Source organism: Rhodoplanes roseus (assembly GCF_003258865.1).
GTDB lineage: Bacteria > Pseudomonadota > Alphaproteobacteria > Rhizobiales > Xanthobacteraceae > Rhodoplanes > Rhodoplanes roseus.
In genome coordinates, this window is record NZ_NPEX01000352.1 from 1 (window position 1) to 5,149 (window position 5,149).

Here is a 5,149-nt window from a genome sequence, read left to right on the forward strand (position 1 = left end):
TCGACCTCGGCATCGCCGAGGACGCCTTGGTGATCCGCCCGCGGATGGAGGTCACGGTGACGCGACTGGCGCCCGGCGCGGCCGTCTTCCTGGCGGCATTGCGCGACGGCACGACGATCGCCGACGCGGCCGCCGCCGCCTTCGCCGACGACGACGGCTTCGACCCCACCGCGGCGCTCGCCCTGCTCATCGGCAGCGGCCTCGCCACGTCCCTCAGCTTCGCCCCGGAGGCCTCGCCATGACCGACGCCACGCTTCACCGTCCCGCCGCCTCGCCGGGCGTCGCCGCCGTACGGACGATCACGACCGCGCTGGAGCGCATCCCGTATTCGCTGGTGGCGCTGGTCGCGCGGCTGTCGATCGCCGGCGTGTTCTGGCGCTCCGGCCAGACCAAGCTCGACGGCTGGCGGCTCTCCGACACGGCCGTCGAGCTGTTCCGCGACGAGTACCGTCTGCCGCTGGTCGACCCCGCTCTCGCGGCCGGCGCCGCGGCGATCGCCGAGCACCTGTTCCCGGTGCTGCTGGTGCTCGGCCTGGCGACACGGTTTTCTGCCCTCGCGCTGCTGATCATGACGCTGGTGATCGAGATCCTGGTCTATCCTGACGCCTGGCCGACCCACGGCACCTGGGCCGCCTGCCTGCTGATCCTGACGACCCGCGGCGCCGGCGTGGTGTCGCTGGATCATCTGCTGGGACGGCGGTTCGAACTGGGCACGTCGGCGTGACACTCGATCTCGTGCCCCGGACAAGGCACGTCGGGCCGCAGGTCCGATGTGCCGCAGAGCCGGGGCCCAGGGGCGGCACGGACGATTGCTCGACAGGATTTCGGGAGCACCTCGTCCGATCGCCCTGGGTCCCGGCTCGCGGTGCATTGCACCGCGTCCGGGACACGGACCGAGGATTGGGGCTGCAGGCGGCGACCTGATCAGTTCAGCTCGATCTTCGCGGCCGTCACGGCGCGCTTCATGCGGTCGAGGTCGCGGCGGATCTCGGCGGCGAACTCCTGCGGCGCGTTGCCGATCAGCACGGCCTGCTGGGCGATCAGGCGCGAGCGCACCTCCTCGCGGGCGAGCGCCTTCACGGTCGCGGCGTTGAGCTTCGCGACGATGGCGGGCGGCGTCTTCTCCGGCACGACGAGGCCGAAGAACGCCATCCAGTTCACGTCGTCGAGGCCGACCTCGGCGAAGGTCGGCACGTCGGGCAGCGCCGGCACGCGGTCGGGGCCCGACACGGCCAGCGCCCGCAGCTTGCCGGCCTGCACCATCGGCAGGGTCGAGGGCAGATTGTCGAACAGCACCTGCACCTGGCCGGCCACCGCGTCGTTGAGGGCCGGCCCGATGCCGCGATACGGCACGTGCACCAGATCCGTGCCGCTGCCGAGCTTGAACTGCTCGCCCATCAGGTGGCTGACCGAGCCGATGCCGGCCGAGGCGTAGGAGAGCCTGCCGGGCTCCGCCTTCGCCAGGGCGATGAAGGCCTTCATGTCGGCGGCCTTCACGTCGGCGTTGATCGACATGATGTTGGGCACGGCGGCGATGTTGGACACCGGAATCAGGTTGACGAGCACGTCGTAGCCGAGGGTCTTGTAGGCGGCCGGGTTGATGGCGAGCGTCGAGGCCGTGCCCATGCCGATCGTGTAGCCGTCGGGCTGCGCCTTGACGATGGCGGCCGTGCCGATCGTGCCGCCGGCGCCGCCGCGATTGTCGACCAGCACGGGCTGGCCGAGCTCCTGGCGCAGCCCCTCGGCGACGACGCGGGCGATCACGTCGGTCGAGCCGCCGGCCGCGAACGGGACGATCATGGTGATGGGACGGGAGGGCCACTGGTCCTCGGCCCACAGGGCGGAGGCCGGCAGGAACGCGGCGGCGAGCCCCGAGACGACGAGGCGGCGCGAGACGGGCAGGGTCGGCATGGGAGATCCTTCACTGGATTGCGGACGAGGCCGGCCCGGTTCCGTCCTCGCCCCGCCGCGAATGCGGCCGAGCGTTTCGGTATCAAAGCGCCTTTTCGGGCCGGAAACCATCCCCTCGCGGCGGCGTCCACCGGACGGTTGCGCCCCGCGGGCGCCGGCAGTAGGTGAGGCTGCCGACCATGAGGGTGTCCGATGCCGCTCCTTTCATCGCCGCAGGGCCGAGATCTCTTCCGCAGGCTGCGGCGCGGCGCCGTGGCGCTGGCCGTGCCGCTCTGGCTCGCCGGCCTCGCCGGCCCGGTCGCGGCCGAGCCCGCCGCGCTGGCGCCGGCCCGGAAGGCCTGGTCGGTGGAGGGCGACTTCGCCCGCAAGGCGGCGGACGAGACGCCGCGCACGCAAGCCCGCATGAACCTCTCGGGTGCCGCCTGCGCACCGACGCGGCCACGCCTCGCGTCGTGCCTGATCGTCAACGACGAGAAGAAGTACGCGCAGTTCTTTTCCATCCACGACCGGACGCTGACGCCCGGCGCGTTGATCCGGCTCACGGCCAAGGAGGTGAAGGGCGATCCCGACGCCGAAGGCGCCGCCTTCGCGGACGGCTTCTTCTACGTGGTCGGCTCGCACGGTCGCCCGCGCCACGGCGACGGCGAGGGGCGCTCGCGCTTCGTGGTGATGCGCTTCCCGGTCGACGCCCGCGGCCGCCCGGCCTTCGCGGTCTCCGAGGAGGAGCCGACCGGCGTCGCGGTGTCGGCCCGGCTCGGCGAGGCGATGCGCGACGCCGACGGCATCGCCCCGTTCTACGACCAGCCGCTCGACCACGACGGCGTCAACATCGAGGGGATCGCGGTGAAGGACGGGCGGATGCATCTCGGCTTCCGCGGGCCGTCGGTGGACGGGCAAGGCTTCATCCTGAGCGTCGACGCCGATGCCGTGTTCACGGCCGACAAGCCGCTCGCCCCCAAGGTGACGCGCCTCGCGCTCGGGCCGACCACCGGCATCCGCGACCTCGCCGCCGTACGGGACGGTCTGATCGTGCTGTCCGGCCCGGTCAACGACCAGGCCGTGCAGCCTGCACTGTGGCACTGGAACGAGGCCACCGGCGCCCTCGTCCCGCTCGGCACCTTGACGCCGCCGAAAGGCCTGCCCGAGGACGCCAAGGCCGAGACCGTGCTGGTGCTGCGCGACGCGCCCGACAAGCCGCTGCGCCTGCTGATCCTCTACGACGGCGCCGAGAACGGGGCACCGACGGAGTACCGGGTGCGGCGGTGAGGCATGGCGCTTCCCGATCGGCAACAGCCGGTCGAGACACCAACAGGGCCGAACTCCCCCAAGCCGGAGGCCGTCGCCCTTCGAGGCTCGCCTCCGGCGAGCGCCTCAGGGTGACGGATTGGTGTCGGCGCACAACGACGACGGGCAGCGGCGCCAGCCCCGCCCTATCCCAGGTTCAGCTCCTTGAAGAAGTCGTTCCCCTTGTCGTCGACGACGATGAAGGCGGGGAAGTCCTCGACCTCGATGCGCCAGATGGCTTCCATGCCGAGCTCGGGATATTCCAGCACCTCGACCTTCTTGATGCAGTACTCGGCCAGGTTGGCGGCGGCGCCGCCGATCGAGGCGAGATAGAAGCCGCCGTACTTCTGGCAGGCCTCGCGCACCACCGGCGAGCGGTTGCCCTTGGCGACCGTGATCAGCGAGCCGCCGGCCGCCTGGAAATCGGCGACGAACGAGTCCATGCGGCCCGCCGTGGTCGGGCCGAAGGCGCCCGAGGCGTAGCCTTCCGGCGTCTTGGCGGGGCCGGCGTAATAGATCGGATGGTTCTTGATGTAGTCGGGCACGCCCTGGCCGCTCTCCAGCCGCTCGCGCAGCTTGGCGTGGGCGAGATCGCGGGCGACGATCATCGGCCCCGACAGCTTGCACAGCGTCTTGATCGGATGCTTGGTCAGCTCGGCCAGGATCTCCGGCATCGGCTTGTTCAGGTCGATATGCACGACCTTGCCGCCCAGCTTGTGGAGGTCGATGTCCGGCATGTACTGGGCCGGGTTGTGCTCCAGCTCCTCGAGGAACACGCCCTCGGGCGTGATCTTGCCGACCGCCTGGCGATCGGCCGAGCACGACACGCCGATGCCGATCGGCAGCGAGGCGCCGTGGCGCGGCAGCCGGATCACCCGCACGTCGTGGCAGAAGTATTTTCCGCCGAACTGCGCGCCGACGCCGAGATCCTGGGTGAGCTTGTGGATCTCGGCTTCCATGTCGAGGTCGCGGAACGCGTGGCCGTCCTCGGAGCCCTCGGTCGGCAGCCCGTCCAGATATTTTACCGACGCGAGCTTGACCGTCTTCATCGTGAGCTCCGCGGACGTGCCGCCGATCACGATGGCCAGGTGATAGGGCGGGCAGGCGGCGGTGCCGAGCGACAGGATCTTGTCCTTCAGGAACGCGATCATGCGGTCGTGGGTGAGGATCGAGGGCGTGCCCTGGTAGAGATAGGACTTGTTGGCCGAGCCGCCGCCCTTGGCGATGAACAGGAACTTGTAGGCGAGCTCGTCGCCGTGGGTGTCGGCCGCGATCTCGATCTGGGCCGGCAGGTTGTTGCGCGTGTTCTTCTCCTCGAACATCGAGACCGGCGCGAGCTGCGAGTAGCGCAGGTTCTTCTTCAGGTAGGCGTCGCGCGCGCCCTCGGCGAGCGCCGCCTCGTCGTCGCCCTCGGTCCAGACTCGGCGCCCCTTCTTCCCACTGATGATCACCGTGCCGGTGTCCTGGCACATCGGCAGCACGCCGCCGGCCGCGATGTTGGCGTTCTTGAGGAAGTCGAAGGCGACGAACTTGTCGTTCGCGGAGGCCTCCGGGTCGTCCAGGATGGCGCGGAGCTGCTTGAGGTGCGCCGGGCGCAGCAGGTGGCTGATGTCGCCATAGGCGGCCTCGGCCAGCGCCTTGAGGGCGCTCGGCTCGACGACGAGGAAGTCGCGCCCGAACGCCTTCTCCACCCGGACGCCGTCCGCCGTGATCTTGCGGTAGGTGGTGGTGTCCTTGGCCGTCGGGAACAGGCTGGTGTGCTTGAAGGGCGGAAGGATTTGGGCGGGCGCGTTCATGGCAAGGGATCCTGATCCTGGCTCGTTCCGCGGGGATGGCCGCTTATAGAACGATTACAGGATTTGGGGGAGCCCGGCCGGCGGATGGGGCCCATGCCGGGCCGCAAACCGGGGGCGGCACGCCGAACCCGTCATTCCGGGGCGCGCGGACCGCGCGA

At 70.4% G+C, this 5,149-nt stretch carries 4 protein-coding genes and 1 pseudogene; 3 read left to right on the top strand and 2 right to left on the bottom strand.

All coding sequences use genetic code 11. The features are described 5' to 3' along the window. Together CH341_RS34510 and CH341_RS27820 are read left to right on the top strand one after the other, a co-directional pair. Positions 1-242: pseudogene (locus CH341_RS34510) on the top strand (DUF2063 domain-containing protein); the annotation flags it as partial. Continuing rightward, positions 239-724: a DoxX family protein gene (locus CH341_RS27820; protein ID WP_111422240.1), complete on the top strand. Its 486-nt coding sequence runs from the start codon at positions 239-241 to the stop codon at positions 722-724. The pseudogene CH341_RS34510 and the gene CH341_RS27820, both read left to right, overlap by 4 nt. Positions 725-924: 200 nt before the next feature. On the opposite strand, the gene CH341_RS27825 is transcribed toward CH341_RS27820, so the two are convergent. Then, complete coding sequence (locus CH341_RS27825; protein ID WP_111422243.1) at positions 925-1,911, bottom strand: Bug family tripartite tricarboxylate transporter substrate binding protein; 987 nt, start codon at positions 1,909-1,911, stop codon at positions 925-927. A gap of 192 nt (positions 1,912-2,103) precedes the next feature. Here CH341_RS27825 and CH341_RS27830 point away from each other — a divergent pair, with 192 nt between their 5' ends. Continuing rightward, positions 2,104-3,177: a DUF3616 domain-containing protein gene (locus CH341_RS27830; RefSeq protein ID WP_111422245.1), complete on the top strand. Its 1,074-nt coding sequence runs from the start codon at positions 2,104-2,106 to the stop codon at positions 3,175-3,177. A 164-nt stretch (positions 3,178-3,341) separates the two neighbouring features. On the opposite strand, the gene CH341_RS27835 is transcribed toward CH341_RS27830, so the two are convergent. Beyond that, on the bottom strand, positions 3,342-4,991 hold the full coding sequence (locus CH341_RS27835; protein ID WP_111422247.1) for a fumarate hydratase: 1,650 nt from the start codon (positions 4,989-4,991) through the stop codon (positions 3,342-3,344). Between the last annotated feature and the right edge of the window lie 158 nt (positions 4,992-5,149).

Coding starts and splice junctions, on each gene's coding strand:
- CH341_RS27820 (WP_111422240.1), top strand. CDS start 239: ATGACCGACGCCACGCTTCACCGTCCCGCCGCCTCGCCGGGCGTCGCC.
- CH341_RS27825 (WP_111422243.1), bottom strand. CDS start 1,911: ATGCCGACCCTGCCCGTCTCGCGCCGCCTCGTCGTCTCGGGGCTCGCC.
- CH341_RS27830 (WP_111422245.1), top strand. CDS start 2,104: ATGCCGCTCCTTTCATCGCCGCAGGGCCGAGATCTCTTCCGCAGGCTG.
- CH341_RS27835 (WP_111422247.1), bottom strand. CDS start 4,991: ATGAACGCGCCCGCCCAAATCCTTCCGCCCTTCAAGCACACCAGCCTG.